The organism is Wenzhouxiangella sp. XN24 (assembly GCF_011064545.1).
Classification (GTDB): Bacteria; Pseudomonadota; Gammaproteobacteria; order Steroidobacterales; family XN24; genus XN24.
Genome location: NZ_JAAMFG010000017.1, coordinates 179,545 through 195,583, shown reverse-complemented (window position 1 = coordinate 195,583; position 16,039 = coordinate 179,545). Strand labels below are relative to the sequence as shown.

Genomic DNA, 16,039 nt, shown 5'->3' with positions numbered 1-16,039 from the left:
CTTCAGTGCAGCTTGTCGAGCAACGTGCCCTCGGGGATCGGGCGACCCAGCGCCAGATGCAGCTGCACGCCGCCGTCGTCCGCGGCGCCGAGCGTCAGGAGCAGCGGCCCGGCGAGGGTGCGCGCCTGGAAAGAGAGCGAGGCGCCGAACAACGTGTCCGCCGGGGCCGCGTCGAATCGCTCTGTGACGCGCAGCGCATGGAGTCCGAAGCCCGCGAAGAACACTTGCCTGAACACGGCCTGCAGTTCGGCGACCTTGAGGGCCCAGACCGCGCTGCCGGACCAGTAATTGGCGCCGCGTGATTCGCCGCGTGCCAGGGCCGGGAAGCTCCGCGCACCGCCGATGCTGAAATCCCGGTAGAGCGGCGGGTCGCCGCTGAAGGTCCGGCCGGCGCCCGCGGAAAGCTGCAACAGGCTGCCGCGCCACTGCGTGGCGTGTCCGATCACCGCTTCGGCCTGGCGATAGGACAGCTCACCGCCCAGGCGGCTGCCCGAGTCCGTGTACACCAGCTGCACATAGTTGCCCCGGGTCGGCAGGATCTGTGTATCGCGCGTATCGTGGATGGCGCCCAGCACCACGCTCGTGTCCCGTGCACTCCCCAGCTCGACTTCCGGTATCGAGCCGGTGTCTTCTTCCAGCTCCGCGACGATCCAGCGCAGCCCGCCGTGCAGGCGCGTGTGGTTGCCGATATTCATGCCGAGGTCCAGCTGCAGCTCGGTCTCGAACAGGTCGTAGCTCGCCAGCCTGTCGCCGTCGTCGAAGATGTCCTCGATGGTGCGCCGCACCGACGCCCGGGGCTCGACGTAGAAGCGTTGCGGCACGTCGAGCGGCTGGTAGAACGCGGTCTCGAGCTCGCTGACCTGTCCCAGCTGGAGTGCATTGCGCCATTGCCCGCCGAGGCGGTTGAGCCATTCCCTTCGATGATCGGCCCGCAGGGCGAACAGGACATCGCCCCCCGAGGAGCCAGCCAGGCCGAGGTCGAAGCGCAGGAAACTCGGCTTGCCGCTGCGTTCCACCGGGTTGACCTCGAGACGTTGCGCGCCGCCTCGCGTCGGCTGCAAGCGATAGTCCACACGTAAAAAATCGCCGCTGGCGAACAACGCGCTCATGTCCCGCTCGAGCTCTGCCAGCGAGACGACGTCCCCCGGGCGGGTCTTCATGCGCGTGGCGAGGTAATCGGCGGAGGCGTGGCGCAGCGGCGCGAAACCAATCTCCCCGATCTCGATCGGCCCGACCGGGTCCGCATGGATGCGATCGCGCCACTGGCGATATTCGTCCTCTCCGAGGGCGTAACGTTCCAGTTCTGCGGCGACCTTGCGGGTCGCACTTGCGCCCAGCGGGATCGTTTCCGGCACCCGGTCGAAATCCGAGCTGCCGATGTCGCCCACGGGTACGATGACGGCCACGTCCTCGTCATCGAGCGTGGCGAGCTGCGCGCGTTCGTTCGCTTCGACCACCGCATTGACGGAGCGGCCTACCAGCGCGAAAGGGGAGCGAAGCGTCTGCGGTTCGGGCGTGGGCAGCTTCAAGGCCACGGCGATCACGACATCCGCGCAGAGATCCCTGGCGACGTCGATCGGCAGGTTGCGGATCAGGCCACCGTCCACGAGCACCTGGTCGTCCACCGTGACCGGCGCGAACACGCCGGGCACGGCCATGCTGGCGCGCATCGCCTGGCTCAGGTCACCCGAGCCGAGCACCACCATCTCTCCGGACCTGAGATCCGTGGCTACGGCGCGAAAAGGAATCGGCAACTCGTCGAAGTCGGTCGTATCGCGGGAATCACCGATCAGCAGCCGCAACAGCTGTTCCACATACTGCGTGGACAGGAAACCTCCGTCTCCGCGCAAACCGCCGCGATCGACAATGAAATCGATCGTGTTGCTGTAGGTGGCGCCGGTCCGCTTGCGTTGCATCGGCACGAGGTGGCGCCGGTCCCCGGGGCCGAGTGTCGCTGTCCAGTCGATGGCCAGCATTTCCCGCTCGATGGCCTGCGGCGGCACGCCGGACGCAAATGTGGCGCCCACGAGTGCACCCATGCTCGTGCCGGTGACGCAATCGACGGGGATCCTGAGTTCATCGAGCATCTTGAGCACGCCGACATGCGCGCCGCCGAGCGCGCCGCCGCCGCCCAGGACCAGCCCGATCCGGGGTCGCTCCGCGTCCGCAGCGTCCGTCGGTTCCGACGCCCCGGCAGAGGCCGGAGACATGGCTGTCAGCAGGCCGGCAAGAGCGGCGACTGCGGTCCGTCGGCGGGCAGGTCGAATGCTACTGCCCGCGCCGTGTGGCGTCGTCTTCATCCGCCCGGTCCGCGGCCGTCTCGTCGCCCGCCCGTTCGGCGTCTCCGGCAGGCGCGGCCGTCTCGTCGCCCGCCCGTTCGGCATCTTCGGCAGGCGCGGCCGTGTCATCGCCCGGCGGTGCGGCATCTTCGGCAGGCGCGGCGTCTTCGTCGGCCGCCGGGTTTGCGGCAAGGCGGCGCTGTTCGGGCTGGGCGAGAGAAGAGGCGGCGGACTCGCCACGGATCGCGCCCAGCTGTCGCTCACTGCGCGCGAGGTGTTCATAGAGGTCGCGGTAGTCGGCTGTCACTTTATCGAACAGCTCGGCGGTGCGCTCGAAGTGCTGGCCGACCTCCTGGCGGTAGTTCTGCAGGTCTTCGCGCGCCTCGTTGCGTTCTTTCTCCAGTGCCGTGACGCGAGCTGCGGAGCCGGGCCAGAGCCGCCCTGCGCTGAAACCGAGCGCGATCCCCACGGCGACCACGAGGAGCCATCCCACGGTGCTCATCCGGCGTTCTCCCTGGTTCGAGTGTGTTGCATGGCCGCAGGCTGCAGCCTCTTCAGTAAAGTATACCGTGGCTAAAATGGCCCGGCTGTCACCATGGCCGTGGGCATCATCAGCTCATCCGGCCGTGATCGAGCGGTCGCTCGCGATGCATCAACAGCCACTGGGAGTGCTCCTCGAGGGCTGCATCACCGAGCGCCTTGAGAATATGGCGGCGGCCTTCATCCGACGTGGCATCGTCCAGACGGCGATGTGCGTTGCGGAAAATTTTCGCCATGAACAGGTACTGCTTGATCAATTCCTTCTCGGCACGCTTCTGGGCATAGGCCTCGCGGACCGCGGCGATCAACGGCAATATCCCCATCAGCACGATGAGCAGACTCTTGGTATCCGGGGACATGCCGCCACCGAAGGCCACGAGCAGCACGGCGACCGCGATGCCGGACCAGAGGCATATGGCGCCGATGGCCCCGGTAGTGCGGCTGCGCTTCGTGCGTTCCTTTGCCTTGCGTTCGTAGTAGGCCAGCTGCCCCTGGCCGACTCGCGGCGCACCGACCCATTCCCTTTCAGTGAATTCGAGGCCTTCCCGGTTGGGGGGCACGACGTCGGAGAGCCTGCCCGCGTGGCGCATGACGTTGCGAATCCAGCCCAGCTCGACGTCCTGTTTCTGCAGGAAGTTATCGTGGGCGAACTTGCTGTTGCGTCCGGTGGTCACGCCCGCAGACACCCAGTAGCACTGGACACGCAGCCCCTCGGCCAGGGCCCGGTAATCGAGATATTTTCGGTGCCATGCGCGGCGCTCGGCGAGCTTGTGGACCAGGACTCCGCCAAGAAAAAACGCGAGGAAAAGATAGGCCATCACGTCGAGCCCGCTGAAGTCCGTATAGGCGATGAAGGCCAGGCCCATGAGTGCCGCCAACGTGTAGATCGTACGCAGCGCCCGGACCACCCTGACCTGGAAATGAACCGCCAGCCAGTCGGCGGCCATGAACAGGCTGTTGATGGGATCGAGAACAGGCGCCACCACCGGGGGCGTATCCGGGGGCAGGAGCGACCAGCCTTGCCTCGCGATGCGGTCACGGTATCGCAATACATCGCGATTGAACTCCGCCATGCGTTCGAAGATCCGAGCGTAGACCGGTGGCATCTCCCGGCAGCGAGGGGTCGTTTCGTCGGTCGTGAACCAACTCTGCTCCATTGGCGCCAGTCCGGTGGCGGGCTCACCTGTCGGCCGGTCTCGCGAACAGACGATGTGGTAGACAAGGTCGCTCTCGTCCTCTGCGAGCACCTGTTGCTGACTTTCGGCGTTCATGGAGAAACCCGGCATGACGTCCCAGTGGTGGAATTCCACCACCTGGGCTGTCCCGCCGAGCTGTTCGGACGGTTTGCCGTCCCAGAGAGCCAGCAGCACATGGCAGTGCGCGCAGATGAATATCCCGAGCCGCGCATAGTGCGCGTCGCGGCGCGCGCCCGCGGCGATCGTTTCTGCAGTGTCCCCCGGCAGCAAAGGGAGTTCGATGACCTCCGCCGAGGCGCATAGCGCCCGAAAGGCCTGCCGGGATCCTTCCGACTCGAAGTCCTCCTCGTATTCGTCAGCCCCGAAGGGCAGCGGTACGATCAGTGGTATGCCGAGCGCACGCGCTTCCTCGGCGACCAGTCGATCCGCACCCTCGGCCAGGGCGCTCATGACGACGACGGGCAGATCGAGATGCTGCCGTTGCATCGCCGCCAGGAAGTCACGAACACGCTCCCTCAACGCCGGTATTTCGCTCTCTACCAGGTCGCGATGACCCGTTACGCCGATGACCAGTGGAACGATATCCGCCGGCGGGCGTGTGTCGCTCACGTGCTTCGCCACCGCGGGCGGTCGCAGCCTTCCATCGTGTGGCTCAGGGGACGAACTCCGGGAATATTTCGAGCACTTCGGTTTCGCCCTCGTTTTCCGGCGGAAAGACGGCGAACGTCGCCGCATCGCCATCCGCCAGCGTCACGGGAACGGGGCCGATAAGGACGTTTTCCTCCGCACCGTCTTCGTCGCCGATCTCGGTGATCGTCAGGAAATAGTCGCCCGGCGTCCGCGGGATATAGTTGGTGGCTGTGCCGAAGGGCTGGCCCGGAAACACCCGGGTCGCCGGAGAAGGCGCCTCCTGCTCATCGGTCGTCAGGTAGACCAGCAGGAATTCCCGGTCGGGCGCGAGGTGGGCGAGCCGCACCTGGCTCTGGCCGGCGATACTCCGGACCACGGTTTCCACGCGAAACGTCCGCGCGCTGGCCGGCGGTTCGACCAGGAAAACTTCGTACTGCGTGGGCACCTCGTACTCGAATTCGTCGCTCGCGAGCACGTTGGCGGGGGTCCCGCTTTCGCGGAACTGGAGTTCCGTGGTGGCTTCGGGCAGGGCGACGCGCGCAGTGCGCGTGCCGAAAGGGATGTCGCTGAACAGCACCTGGTCGGGCTCGGTGACTGCCACCAGGTCCGCCGGCGGCGCGCCTGGCGATGCGTGCCACGCGCGCGCCGTGGCCGGCGTTCCCTGGTCGTTGAACCTCGTGTTGATCGCGGTGGATCCGGCGATCAGGAACACGGGCGAGGGCCCGGGCAGGATGGTCGGCGCGATCGCGAAGAGCCATTCGGCGCCCGGCCCGGTCGCGGTCGGGAGCTGGGCGAACTCGATCTCCCCGGTGTCCATGACGACATCGAAGGTGCCGGCGTTCGTGAGGCGAATCCGCGTCGCACCGAAGGGCACCTCGAGGGACTTGGAATGATCCAGCGGGGCGATCGTGGCAAAGGGGGCGGTGGAGGTCAGCTCGGTGTCGGGTGCGGTCACGTAAACGTCGAGCGCGGGGAGCGAAGGCGTCGCATGGGCGAACTGGAAATAGAGCGAGGCCAGCGGACGCGGCCGGCGCGGTCCGACGACGGTAATCGCCTCGGGCGCGTCGAAGCTGCCGGCAAGGATGACCGCGGACAGCGAATCTTTTTCGACAGGCACGTCCACTGTCAGCAGCGTTCCGCCGACTTCGGCATTCGGTTCGAGATATTCCGCCGTCATCAGCGCCGTGGGGTCCGCGCCGCTCAGCAGTGACTCACCACCCTCATTGGTCGAAATGCCGTAGGCCGTGTTGCGACGAAACACGTAGTCATCGAAGCTGACGCGCACCACAGGGGCGTCCGGGACCGCGTGCATCACCTTGAACCAGATGAAGTCCGCCCCATCGCCACTACAGGAGGCGATGCTGGTCAGCAGGACGACGGCGGCAAGCCGGGCGACTGGATGGCGCATTTTCACTCCGGGTTAGAAACTGGCGGTCCCGTCCGGGACGCGGAGCCGGGAGCGCATTGTAACCGCGTGACCGTCGCGGCGTGGTCGGCCGGGCGGAATTCCGTCGCGGGCGACGGGTCGGCGCAGCGCCGTCCGATCCAGCTCAGCAGCGGCGCCCATTGCTCGAGGTCGCGTCTCACCTGGTAGGGCTTGAACTCGTGCACGCCGAGCCCCTGCTGGGCCGCATGAGCGTAGACCTGGCTGTCGCGCAGCACCGTCAGGCACGGGATTTCCAGCGTGTCGAGGAAGCGCATGAGGCGTGCCTGGGCGACCGTGCCCTGGCGGACGCGGTTGGCGATCACGGCGACGCGACCCTGGCGGCGGTCTTCCTTGGCCACCAGCAACAGGTCACGGATGAAGCCCGCGGCGGCGTGAATGTCGATGTCCGTCGCCCCGACGGGGATGATCACCGCGCGAGCACCACGCGTGTATTCCGTGATGTTCTGCGCGGGGACGGCGGCCGCGGTATCCACTACGAGGTATTCCGTGCCGGGCGGCGTGCGCAGCTGCCAGCTGCGGGTCATGTGCTGGTTGAGCCGGAACGCGGCGATGCCGTGGATCGGCGGCCGCGTGTCCGGCCGGTTGGCCAGCCACCGGGTCGAGCAGCCTTGCGGGTCATAGTCCATCAGCGCGGTCGGGCCACCGTGCACGGCGCACCATGCGGCCAGGTTGGTCGCCACGGTCGTCTTGCCCGAACCGCCCTTGGGGTTCAGGACGACGAGGCGCCGGGGAACGCCCGGAAGGTTCTCCGGGAGCATGCGGGGCGCGCCGCTCAGCCGCCGGCCACGGCCGGGATGATGGCCATGACGTCGCCGGGCGCCAGGGGGGTGCGCAGGCCGTCGAGACGCCGCACGTTACGCTCCCCCACGAACACGTTGACGTAAGGCCGCAACTCGCCTTCCGGCGTCAGGATGCGCGACAGCAGCGCCGGGCGCTCCTCGCCCAGGTGTGCGAGGGCCTCGCCGACCGTGGCCGCGGACACGTCCAGCTCGCTGGCACCGTCCGCGAATGGCCGCAGCGGCGCCGGGATCTGCACGGTTACCTGGTTCATTCCGTCTCCCGTGACTCCGACGCGCCTATCCTCGCCGAGACGAGGAGGGGCACGCAAGCGCGCTGGACAGACTGGCATCGGCATCGACGTCGATACCGGCGCATCATGAATTCATCGCTTCACGATCGTCAGTTGCGGTTCGGCTCCCTTGAGCCGCGCCAGCACGACGTAATCGAAGCGCCCGGTTTCCTCCAGCGCGCGCTCGGCCGCTTCGCGCGCGAAACCCATCCTGGTCGCGTCATCCACCATGTTGATGACCGGGACGATGCGCGCGGCACCGGCGCCCTTGAGCAGGCCCTCTTCGCTGCTCATCAGCCGCGCCGCATGGAGTGGCGTGAACGCTTCTCCCGCCCGGGCACCGGTGATTGCAGCGAGTCGCTCGACGCGGTGCGCTGTCCGCTCCGAGAGCGGTTCGCCGAGCGCGCGTGCGGACAGCACGGGAATCAGCGTGGTGATGCCCGGCGGCAGCACAGGCTCTTCGGCCGAAGGCGCTTTGACCCAGCGCATGCGGGCGCCATCGGCCTTAACGAGCGTGATGTCGAAATGAAGGGCGGCATGCAGGGCGTCGATCCTGGGCGGCGGCACGCCCGCCAGTCGACCGGGCTTGCTGCCCGGGCAGGCGTAGGCGACGAAGCGCGCGTCCCCGAGCGCGACGATGTCCTGCTCCAGCCGATCCTCGGGCGCGATGACGATCCGAGCGCCGAGACTGGCGGGCGGCGGCAGGGTGCGCACCGTCGTGGTGAACGCGATTCGCCCGGGGTGTCTTGCGGCGATCGCGAACAGCACGCTTTTCTTGCCGCCCGCCCCCGTCGTGCAGACGATGCCGTCGCGTGCGCAGAGCAGGTCGAGGAGATCGGTCAAGAGGGCCTCCGCAATGCCTTGACCGAGAGCACGCGGGGCAGGAAACCGGCGACCGGTTCCCACGTCCGGGCGCCGTCGAGGCTGGCGAAGACGTGGCCGCCGGACGTGCCGAAGAACACGCCGCCCGCATCGTCCGCATCCAGCGCCTCCCGCAGTACGGTGATCCACGCATGCGCGGCGGGCAGGCCATCGCTCATGGAGCGCCAGGTGGCGCCGGCGTCACGGCTGCAATACACGCGGAGCCGCCCGTCCACCACGGCGCGCATGTGCGAGTCCGACTCGGGCACCTGGAACACCGTGTCCGGGTCGCGCGGATCGACCGCGATGGCGTAGCCGAAGTTGCCCGGCAGGCCGGCCGTGATCTCGATCCAGCTGCGCCCCCCGTCGTCGCTGCGCCACGTGCCGTGGTAGCACTGGCGGTAGAGTCGGTCCGGCCGGGCCGGGTGCATGACCAGGCGATGCACGTTGTGGCCGCTTTCCGGGTACGGTGTGGGCAGGTTTTCCGCCCGGACGCCGTGATTGGCCGGCGTCCAGCGCCTCCCGCCGTCTTCGCTGCGATACACGCCTCCCGCAGAGATCGCGGCCCACAGCCGGGCGGGATTCATCGGGTCGATGTAGATGGAATGCAGCGAGAACCCGCCGCGTGCCGGCTCCCAGCTGTCTCGTGTCGGATGCGCGTTGAGCCCCGTCACCGCCTGCCAGCTGGCGGCCCGATCGTCGCTCAGGAACAGCCCTGCCGGATCGATCCCGGCATAGAGCCGGCCGCCCGGTGCTGCGGCCAGGTACCAGATGGCTTTCAGCGCAGTGCGATGCACGCCGGGCGGATGCTGTGGCGCGCTCGGCAGGGAGGTCCAGTTACGGCCCCCGTCTTCGCTGCGATAGATGTGCGATCCCCAGACCTTGTGGCTCGCCGCCGCGTAGAGCACGCCCGGTTCATCGGGTGGCGCACAGGTGTGGATGATCTCGTAGCCGGCGATGTGCGGTCCATCGAGCTGCCATCCCTCGGCCGAGGGTGTCGCGATGAACAGGCCTTTCTGGGTGCCGACCACCAGCGCCCGCCCGTCGTCGCGCCTCACGTCTCCAGCAGCCTCGGCATCAGCTCCACCAGGTTGCACGGCCGCGTGCGCCGGTCGAGCTGCGCCGCGATGATCTCGTCCCAGCCGGTGGCGCAGGCGCCGGAAGAGCCGGGCAGGCAGAAGATGTAGGTGCCGTTGGCGACCCCTGCGACGGCGCGCGACTGGATGGTGGAAGTCTTGATCTGCTGCCAGGAGATCATGCGGAAGATCTCGCCGAAGCCGTCGAGCACCTTGTCGAGCAGCGGCGCCACGGCTTCCGGCGTGCCGTCGCGCCCCGTGACGCCGGTGCCGCCGGTGGTGATCACGGCGTGCACTTCGGGAGCGGCGATCCACGCCGACACCACGGCGCGGATCGCGTAGACGTCGTCCCGCACGATGCGCTTCTCCGCGCAGCGGTGGCCCGCCTTGGTCAGTCGCTCGACCAGCAGCTTGCCCGACTTGTCTTCATCCTCGCCGCGGCTGTCGGAGACGGTCAGGACGGCGATGTTCAACGAGACGAATTCCGGTTTGCTCATGTTCGGGTTGCTCGTGATCGATTTCAAGGAGTGAGTTTCAACACAGCGCTGCAAAAGGCTGGACTTCGACTTCGGTCTCTGCGTCCAGCGAGCCGCAGTCCTCGGGCAACACGATGAAACAGTTGGCGTGGGCCATGGAGCGCAGAATACCGGACCCCTGTCGCCCCGTGGCTTCGACGCGGTAGCCGCCGTCCGCTGCGACACTCAACAGGCCGCGCTGGAATTCGCGACGCCCCGCCTTCTTGCGCAACGGCGTGGTGAGCGTGGCGGTCACCCGCGGCACGATCTCCGGCGCCGTGAGTCCCTTGAGCCGTTGCAGCGCCGGCTGCACCAGCTGGTAGAACGTCACCATGACGGAGACGGGGTTGCCCGGCAGGCCGAAAAACAGCGCGCCGCCGACCCGGCCGAAGGCGATCGGCCGACCGGGCTTGATGGCCACGGTCCAGAAACCGACTTCGCCGATCCGGTCGAGGGTCTCGGTGACGAAATCCGCCTCGCCCACCGATACGCCGCCGGAGGTGATGACCGCGTCGGCTTGCGCGGCCGCCGCCAGGAAGGCCTGTTCGAGGTCCTCGCGCCGGTCGCGCACCACGCCGAGGTCGATCACCTCCACGCCGAGCCGCTGCAGCATGCCGTACAGCGTGTAGCGGTTGCTGTCGTAGATCTGCCCGGGGCCGAGCGTTTCGCCGATCGAGGCGAGCTCGTCGCCGGTCGAGAAGAACGCAACCCGCGGGCGGCGCCGCACGCGCACCTCGCCGACGCCGAGCGAGGCGATCAGGCCGAGATGGGCCGGGCGCAGCAACACGCCCGCGTCCAGGGCGATCGCGCCGGCCTTGAGGTCCTCGCCGGCGAAGCGAACGTTCTGGCCGGGCTTGTGGCCCGTACCGATGATCGCGGTGTCGCTTTCGCGCTGCACCTGTTCCTGCATGACGACCGTGTCGGTGCCGGCGGGCACCGTGGCCCCGGTCATGATGCGCACGCATTCGCCTTCGCCCGCCGTGCCGTCGAACGGCCGTCCGGCCCATGCCGTGCCGATCACGCGGAACGCGCGGGAGCCGTCGCCGGGCAGTTGTGCCCCTGCGAGCGCATAGCCGTCCATCGCGGAGTTCGTGTGGGCGGGGACATCGACTGTCGAGTGAATCGGCGCATACAGCACGCGGTCGAGCGCATCGCGCGTGGCGAGCAGCTCGAAGCCCTCCACCGGGCTGATCTCCGCGGTGATCCGCGCCAGCGCCTGTTGCAGCGTCTGGGCCGCATCGTCATGTCCGCCGCAACCGGCGTTCTGGTGTTTCATAGTCTGTTCCTGGCCGTGACTGGACCCGGTCCCGTCAGGCGCCTGGGTCTCCGGCCATGAGCCGGGCTTCCAGCGCGCTGCGCTCCGCCGGGTCGTTCACGTTGACGAAGTTTTCCGGGCAATCCGAGAAGTCTACCCGGGCCAGGCGATGCCGGGCGAACCAGAGATCGATCTTGCGGTCGCCGGCCGCGAGATAGGCCGCCAGGCTGTCGGCGAGCTTGCGCTGCACCAGCGCGAACACCGGTTGCAGCCGTTCACCGTCGAACGGGACCGCGATCTCCGCATCCTGTTGCTGCATTGCCGCGTGGAGGCGGTGGGCAAGATCAGGGACGAGCAGGGGACAGTCGCACGGCACCGTCAGCACGAGATCGGTGGTGGCGGCGCCCAGGCCTGCCGAGAGGCCGGCCAGGGGACCGAGGAACGCCCCGTCGGCATCGGTCACCACGGGACGGCCGAACGCGGCGTAACGTTCGAGATTGCGATTGGCATTGATGACCATGTGCTCGACCTGGGGCTCGAGGGCCGCCAGGACGTGCTCGATCATCGGGCGCCCGCAAAGCTCCACCAGGCCCTTGTCCGTGCCGCCCATGCGCGTGGCGCGGCCACCGGCGAGGATGACGGCCGTCACAGGAAGCTTGCGGCGTGAGTTCAAGCGAGCAGGTCTCCCCTGATGAATTGCGCGGCAGCCGGGCTTGACGGCGCAGCGAAAAATCGCTCCGCCGGCGAATGCTCCAGCAACCGGCCATGGTGAATGAAAAGCACGTCGGTCGCCAGACGCCGTGCCTGGCCGATGTCGTGCGTCGTCATGATGACATGCGTCCCGGCGGCCTCAAAGCCGCGGATCAGTTGCTCGATGCTGCGGGTCGCCGCCGGGTCCAGGTTGGCGGTGGGTTCGTCGAGGAGCAACACCTCGGGTCGCAGGACCCAGGCGCGCGCCATGGCGAGTCGCTGCTGCTCGCCGCCCGACAAGGTGCGGGCGGACTGCTCCGCCTTGTCCTCGAGGCCGGCCGCCTGCAGCGCTTCGCGCGCCAGCGCCGACTGCCGCGTGCGCACCACGCCATGCAGGCGAAGGCCGTGGCGCAGGTTGGCCGCGACCGAGCGCCGCAGCAGGACCGGGCGCTGGAACACCATGCCGCGCCGCCGGCGGTCCTGGGCGGGCGTACGGCCGCTCCAGCTGATGCTGCCCGCCGTGGGGCGCAGCAAACCGTGGCAGAGTTTCAAAAGCACGCTTTTGCCCGCGCCGTTCGGGCCCAGCACGACGGTGCGTGCAGTGTGGCCGATGACGAAGGAAACGTCGTCGAGTATCCGTTTCTCGCCCATGACGAAACGGAGTCCACGGACTTCGAGCGGCATCAGCGCGGTGTGGACGCCGGACACCGCACCTGGCGAGGTCCCGGGCGTGGCGCCGCGATGGTCAGGCGTAGCGACGATGGGCCACCTCCCCGACGAGTGTTGCGGCGGCATTGATGGCGGCCGCGATCACGATGAGGATCAGGCCGAGCGCCAATGCCAGCGCGAGGTTTCCCTTGCTGGTCTCCAGGGCGATGCTGGTCGTCATGACGCGGGTGTGGTGGAGAATGTTTCCGCCGACGATCAGCACCGCGCCCACCTCGGCGATCGCGCGCCCGAAGCCCGCCAGGATCGCGGTCAGCAACCGGAAGCGGCCGTCCCACAAGAGCGTGGCGATGCTGTCCAGGCGGCTGGCGTCCATCGAGCGCAGGTACTCGTCGTACTCCTCGTGCAGGTCTTCGATGGTCTGGCGGGTCAAAGCCGCGATGATGGGGACCACGAGCACGAACTGCGCGATGATCATGGCGGCGGGCGTGAACAGCAGGCCGAATTCGCCAAGCGGCCCGCTGCGCGACAGCATCATGTAGACCAGCAGGCCGACCACCACCGGCGGGAGGCCCATCAGCGCATTCAGCGAGATCGTGACCGCCCGTCGGCCCGGGAAGCGGAACATCCCGACCACCGCGCCGAGCGGCAGGGCCACCAGCGTGGCGAGCAACACGGCCCCCACGCTGACCTGCAGCGACAGCAGCACGATGGCCACGAGCTCGGGATCGAGTCCGAAAACCAGTTTCGCCGCCATCGCGAAAGCGCTGGAGATGTCGTTCATGCGATCGGTGGGATGTCCTGGGAATTCAACGGTGGCTTTTGCCCGGCGAGTCCATGCAATTGCAATGCCATTTTCCCTTTGCGCTCGGTCTGTGTCACCCTTTATCTCTCGCTTCGCAAATGCTACTGGTCAAATTGACGCATTGCGACAATAAAGACCATAAACGCCCTGTGCATTGCGTATTTATGACCCAGCTCGTAGCATTCCGTTTCTCGTGTTCGATCTGTTCCCTGTCGTTCATTTTCGCCCACCAGGAGTGTTTTTCTTGGATTCGACGAACGCAGCCGGCCCGGTATCACTGAAGGCGTCCTCCGTGCTCCTCGTCGGAGGACGACCGGCTGAACGCAGCCGGCTGCGCGCTGCGCTGGGCAAGCATGTCGCCCTGGTGGATTCCGCCGAGAACGCGCTCAAGGCGAAGCGGCTGATGACGCGTTGCGAGTTCGAGTTCCTGGTGGTGGACGGCGGGCTGGAGGACATTCCGGCGCTCGACTGGATCGACAGCCTGCGCCGCGAAGGCGCCGCGCAGGCCATCGTGCTCGCCCTGGAGGCCGCTGATTCGGCAACCGTCCTCGAGGCGATGCGTCGGGGAGCGGCGGATGTCCTGGAATGGCCGATCGTCACCGAGGCGCTCCTCGCGGCATTGCAACGTCATGCGGTGGGGCCGGCCGCGCGTGCGCCGACCCGGCTGCCCGATCCGGGCGCGGCGGAAGCGCGGGAGCGCGAGCTCGTGGGGGACAGCGCCCTGATGCGCCAGGTCCGCGACCTGGTGCGGCGGATTGCGCCTCTGCCCGGCACGGTCCTGATCGAGGGAGAGACCGGCACCGGGAAGGAGCTGGTCGCCCGCTGGCTGCACGCCTGCAGCACCCGGCGGGGCGACTTCGTCGCCGTGAATTGCGGCGCGATCGCCCCCGAGTTGCTCGAAAGTGAATTGTTCGGTCACACGAAGGGCGCATTCACGAGCGCCCACCAGGGTCGCGAGGGATTGTTCGTCGCCGCCAGGGGCGGCACGTTGTACCTCGACGAGGTGAGCGAGATGCCGTTTCCCCTGCAGGTCAAGCTGTTGCGCGTCCTCGAGGAGGGCACCATCAGGGCCGTGGGATCCGACCGGGAGATTCCGGTCGACGCGCGCATCGTCGCTTCGACCCAGCACGATCTGCTGGCGCTGGTGCGCGAGCGCCGTTTTCGCGAGGACCTGTATTTCCGTCTCAACGTGGCGCAGGTCAATTTGCCACCGTTGCGGGACCGGCTCGACGACATCGCGACCCTCGCCCGGCATTTCATGGGCGTGCTTTCGGCCCGGCTCGGCGTGGAACCGCTGGCCCTCGACACGCGTGCCATCGCGCGCCTGCAGGACCATGCCTGGCGCGGCAATGTCCGGGAACTCAAGAATTTCGTCGAACGGAGCCTGATGCTCGGCGCGCTGGCCACCGAGCAGCTCGCGCCGGCGGAACAGGAGGCGCCGAGACCGGTTGCCGAGTATCCTCTCGACTGGACGCTCGAAGAAGTCAAAGAACACCACATGGCGCGCGTTCTGAACGCGCTGGGCGGCAACAAGTCAGCTGCCGCCCGCCGCCTGGGCATCTCCCGCAAGACGCTGGAACGGCGCATGCAGCTCGGGCCGGGCAACACCGAGTCCGCCTGAACACGATTCACCCCTATCGATTGACCCCTATCGAGGAGAACACAAGATGACGACAGCCGCGCTCGACGAAGACAAGTTCAACCTGGAGATCCGCAAGTTCCTCAAGGTGGTGGGCATCACTTCGCAACGTGAGATAGAGGCCGCGATCCGGGAAGCCGTGGCTGCGGGGCGGCTGGGTCCGGGCACCACGGTGGCCGCGAAGGTCACGCTGCAGTTGCCGGCGCTCGGTATCGAGCGGGAGATCGACGGGGAGCTGGAATTGTCCTGACCGCTGCCGCTCTCCGAGACGGGGGCGGAGGCCGGCCTACACCGGCCAGACCAGGTTGCCGGTCTGGCCGAAGTCGTAACCGCCGAATTTCTGCGCGAGACGGCGACACTCGCTGCCACGCAGGTAATCGATCAACTTCTGGAAGAGCGTCCGGAAGAACATGCCGCGGTGCATCGCGAAATCGAAGGCCTCCCAGCCGATCGGGATGAAGTCGAGCCCGAATTCCGTCGCTGCAGCGCGGATGCCGATGCCCACGTCGGCGTAGCCCATCGCCAGTGCGGACGCCGCGTCGCGTTCGGAATAGGCCATGGACGTGACGCGGCGCGCGGCCGGGTCGAGCCCGTGGCGCGTGACGACCTCCTGCAGGAAGCGTTGCGAGCCGGCACCCTCCTGGCGCATCACCCAGCGGTTTTCCCGGGCAAAAAGTTGCTCGGGATCGCTGCCGGCCAGCCCGGGGGCGACCATCAGGCCCTGTTCGCGAAGAAAGATGCGCACGAGAATCCAGTCATTGTGCGGCGGATGCTGTTTGAGCAAGGCCGGGTGGCGCTGCTGGCTCTCTTCCGCCGGCCCCCAGTGGATGCCGCAGATGTCGGCACGCCGCCGGGCAAGCAGGGACAGTCCCAGCTGGGTGCCGGTCGAGGTGTAGCTGATCAGGGCGCGCGCCTGCACCTCGTTCGCCACGTGCATGATGGCGCGATAGATCACCGGGTCGTCGCTGCCCGCGATGAGCATCCGGTCCGTCAGCAGGCCCCCATGACTCGATTCGAGCAGCCACTGGTCCACCAGGTCGCGGGGAAACAGCCATTTGCCCGTCACCTTGGTGGCTGGAATGATGTTGTCCGCGACCAGCGCGTAGACTTTTTTTTCGTTGACCTGGAGGTAACGGGCGACCTGCTTGACGCTCATGAAGCGCGGCAGGTCGTCGCCTCGCGTAACCGCGGCGTCCGGAGCGCCCGCTGCGGGATTCTCGATGATGGCACGGCTCATGTCTTCCTCCGGCGAAAAGCTCCTGATCAAAGGAGCCAAAGACCCAGATCGCAGGCACTTGAGTCATGCAAGAAACATTCCGTATGCTTGAAGGACTCAGGAAAGTGCAAGCAGGACGCAGATCGAACTGGTAG

The 16,039-nt window shown here is 67.5% G+C and carries 16 protein-coding genes; 2 read left to right on the top strand and 14 right to left on the bottom strand.

The window, feature by feature from the left end:
* Positions 1-2: 2 nt before the first annotated feature.
* From G6032_RS01105 to G6032_RS01045, 13 genes are all read right to left on the bottom strand, one after another.
* Positions 3-2,210, bottom strand: coding sequence for a patatin-like phospholipase family protein (locus G6032_RS01105; protein ID WP_165280281.1), 2,208 nt, complete (start codon positions 2,208-2,210; stop codon positions 3-5).
* Between the two features lie 58 nt (positions 2,211-2,268).
* Entirely contained in the window at positions 2,269-2,781 is a 513-nt protein-coding gene (locus tag G6032_RS01100; RefSeq protein ID WP_165280280.1) for a DUF1043 family protein, read from the bottom strand.
* 109 nt (positions 2,782-2,890) lie between these two features.
* Entirely contained in the window at positions 2,891-4,624 is a 1,734-nt protein-coding gene (locus G6032_RS15850) for a hypothetical protein (protein ID WP_165280279.1), read from the bottom strand.
* Positions 4,625-4,667: 43 nt separating this feature from the next.
* Positions 4,668-6,053, bottom strand: a complete 1,386-nt coding sequence (locus tag G6032_RS01090; protein WP_165280278.1) for a DUF4397 domain-containing protein — start codon at positions 6,051-6,053, stop codon at positions 4,668-4,670.
* Positions 6,054-6,055: 2 nt separating this feature from the next.
* Complete coding sequence (locus G6032_RS01085; RefSeq protein ID WP_165280277.1) at positions 6,056-6,850, bottom strand: AAA family ATPase; 795 nt, start codon at positions 6,848-6,850, stop codon at positions 6,056-6,058.
* A gap of 14 nt (positions 6,851-6,864) precedes the next feature.
* Complete coding sequence (locus G6032_RS01080; protein WP_165280276.1) at positions 6,865-7,143, bottom strand: ubiquitin-like small modifier protein 1; 279 nt, start codon at positions 7,141-7,143, stop codon at positions 6,865-6,867.
* 111 nt (positions 7,144-7,254) lie between these two features.
* On the bottom strand, positions 7,255-8,004 hold the full coding sequence (gene yqeC / locus G6032_RS01075) for a selenium cofactor biosynthesis protein YqeC (RefSeq protein WP_165280275.1): 750 nt from the start codon (positions 8,002-8,004) through the stop codon (positions 7,255-7,257).
* Positions 8,001-9,080, bottom strand: coding sequence for a hypothetical protein (locus tag G6032_RS01070; RefSeq protein WP_165280274.1), 1,080 nt, complete (start codon positions 9,078-9,080; stop codon positions 8,001-8,003). Before G6032_RS01070 ends, yqeC begins: the two co-directional genes overlap by 4 nt.
* Positions 9,077-9,595: a molybdenum cofactor biosynthesis protein B gene (gene moaB / locus G6032_RS01065; protein ID WP_165280273.1), complete on the bottom strand. Its 519-nt coding sequence runs from the start codon at positions 9,593-9,595 to the stop codon at positions 9,077-9,079. Before moaB ends, G6032_RS01070 begins: the two co-directional genes overlap by 4 nt.
* A 37-nt stretch (positions 9,596-9,632) precedes the next feature.
* Positions 9,633-10,889 (bottom strand): gephyrin-like molybdotransferase Glp, encoded by a 1,257-nt coding sequence (gene glp / locus G6032_RS01060; protein WP_165280272.1) that lies wholly within the window; start codon positions 10,887-10,889, stop codon positions 9,633-9,635.
* A 34-nt stretch (positions 10,890-10,923) separates the two neighbouring features.
* Positions 10,924-11,541 carry a molybdenum cofactor guanylyltransferase MobA gene (gene mobA, locus G6032_RS01055; RefSeq protein WP_165280271.1) on the bottom strand — a complete coding sequence of 206 codons (618 nt, stop codon included), beginning with the start codon at positions 11,539-11,541 and terminating at the stop codon, positions 10,924-10,926.
* Complete coding sequence (locus G6032_RS01050; RefSeq protein ID WP_346763730.1) at positions 11,538-12,266, bottom strand: phosphate ABC transporter ATP-binding protein; 729 nt, start codon at positions 12,264-12,266, stop codon at positions 11,538-11,540. The genes mobA and G6032_RS01050 overlap by 4 nt, the downstream gene beginning before the upstream one ends.
* A 37-nt stretch (positions 12,267-12,303) precedes the next feature.
* On the bottom strand, positions 12,304-13,008 hold the full coding sequence (locus tag G6032_RS01045) for an ABC transporter permease (RefSeq protein WP_165280269.1): 705 nt from the start codon (positions 13,006-13,008) through the stop codon (positions 12,304-12,306).
* Positions 13,009-13,273: 265 nt separating this feature from the next.
* On the opposite strand from G6032_RS01045, the gene G6032_RS01040 reads away from it, so the two are divergent.
* Together G6032_RS01040 and G6032_RS01035 are read left to right on the top strand one after the other, a co-directional pair.
* Positions 13,274-14,650: a sigma-54 dependent transcriptional regulator gene (locus G6032_RS01040; protein WP_165280268.1), complete on the top strand. Its 1,377-nt coding sequence runs from the start codon at positions 13,274-13,276 to the stop codon at positions 14,648-14,650.
* A 46-nt stretch (positions 14,651-14,696) separates the two neighbouring features.
* Positions 14,697-14,918 (top strand): DUF6494 family protein, encoded by a 222-nt coding sequence (locus tag G6032_RS01035; RefSeq protein WP_165280267.1) that lies wholly within the window; start codon positions 14,697-14,699, stop codon positions 14,916-14,918.
* Between the two features lie 36 nt (positions 14,919-14,954).
* Here G6032_RS01035 and G6032_RS01030 read toward each other — a convergent pair whose 3' ends face one another.
* A complete protein-coding gene (locus tag G6032_RS01030; RefSeq protein WP_206211725.1) occupies positions 14,955-15,905 on the bottom strand; it encodes a helix-turn-helix transcriptional regulator in 951 nt (316 codons plus the stop codon).
* Between the last annotated feature and the right edge of the window lie 134 nt (positions 15,906-16,039).

Bases quoted from the DNA above. Each gene is read 5' to 3' on its own strand.
- G6032_RS01105 (WP_165280281.1), bottom strand. From the start codon at position 2,210: ATGTCTCCGGCCTCTGCCGGGGCGTCGGAACCGACGGACGCTGCGGAC.
- G6032_RS01100 (WP_165280280.1), bottom strand. From the start codon at position 2,781: ATGAGCACCGTGGGATGGCTCCTCGTGGTCGCCGTGGGGATCGCGCTC.
- G6032_RS01090 (WP_165280278.1), bottom strand. From the start codon at position 6,053: ATGCGCCATCCAGTCGCCCGGCTTGCCGCCGTCGTCCTGCTGACCAGC.
- G6032_RS01085 (WP_165280277.1), bottom strand. From the start codon at position 6,850: ATGCTCCCGGAGAACCTTCCGGGCGTTCCCCGGCGCCTCGTCGTCCTG.
- G6032_RS01080 (WP_165280276.1), bottom strand. From the start codon at position 7,143: ATGAACCAGGTAACCGTGCAGATCCCGGCGCCGCTGCGGCCATTCGCG.
- moaB (WP_165280273.1), bottom strand. From the start codon at position 9,595: ATGAGCAAACCGGAATTCGTCTCGTTGAACATCGCCGTCCTGACCGTC.
- glp (WP_165280272.1), bottom strand. From the start codon at position 10,889: ATGAAACACCAGAACGCCGGTTGCGGCGGACATGACGATGCGGCCCAG.
- G6032_RS01045 (WP_165280269.1), bottom strand. From the start codon at position 13,008: ATGAACGACATCTCCAGCGCTTTCGCGATGGCGGCGAAACTGGTTTTC.
- G6032_RS01035 (WP_165280267.1), top strand. From the start codon at position 14,697: ATGACGACAGCCGCGCTCGACGAAGACAAGTTCAACCTGGAGATCCGC.
- G6032_RS01030 (WP_206211725.1), bottom strand. From the start codon at position 15,905: ATGAGCCGTGCCATCATCGAGAATCCCGCAGCGGGCGCTCCGGACGCC.